Annotated in this window: 1 protein-coding gene; it reads left to right on the forward strand. The window is 25.4% G+C overall.

The genetic code is table 11. The features are described 5' to 3' along the window. Positions 1 to 63 precede the first annotated feature (63 nt). Positions 64 to 891 (forward strand): hypothetical protein (locus tag AOG55_RS07810; RefSeq protein ID WP_055041138.1); only part of this gene is annotated, 828 nt, incomplete at its 3' end.

Below are 891 nucleotides of genomic sequence, written 5' to 3' on the forward strand. Positions count from 1 at the left end.
CGGTGGTATCTATAAAGATTCTTTAATTTATGCAATTACACCAAGAAAAGATAAAGAAGTTTCATGCCAAACAAAAGTATATTATTATGCTCTTCTATTAGGAAATACGGTGGTATCTATAAAGATTCTTTAATTTATGCAATTACACCAAGAAAAGATAAAGAAGTTTCATGCCAAACAAAAGAGATTTATAAAAAATTAAATGTTAAATATATTTATAAAAGCCTTAATATAAAATGGTATGATCAACCATATTTAAACTCAATTTATGGTGCTGCATTTATTGAAAAATATTATTTAAACAGTGATGTATCATTTGTATATGTTGATGCAGATACTTTTTTTATTAAGCAACCTGATAAATTAGACCTTGAAAAAAATAAAGTTCAAATAGCAACGACACCAATAGATTCTATAAAAGCTGAGATTGCCAATAGCGATATAAATGATATAAGCGAATATTGGAAACATGTATACAAGCTATTTAATGTTGATATTAATAAATTATGGTGCATTAAAACCCTACATGATAATAAAAATATTGTGGCTTATTTTAACATAGGAATCATTTCTGTAAAACCAAGTTTACAAATTTTTCAAGAATGCTTGGAGAAAATAGAAATGGCATACAATGACCCGTATTTTTCTGGATTGCCAAAAGGTTCATTAGAAAGATTCTATTTAGATCAAGTTTTTACTTCGGCTGCTGTAGTAAAACATCCAAGAGATAAAATCTTATTATTAGATTCTAACTATAATTATTCATTGCCTGTGATGAAACATATTGATCAAAAAAAATTCAAAACTATTGTACATATTCATTATCATCATATGTTTTTTTATAGAAGGACTTTAAAAATTTTTCAAGAAAATGTAGATATTTATAATTTA

Source organism: Acidiplasma cupricumulans (assembly GCF_001402935.1).
In the GTDB taxonomy this organism is placed as follows: Archaea; Thermoplasmatota; Thermoplasmata; order Thermoplasmatales; family Thermoplasmataceae; genus Acidiplasma; species Acidiplasma aeolicum.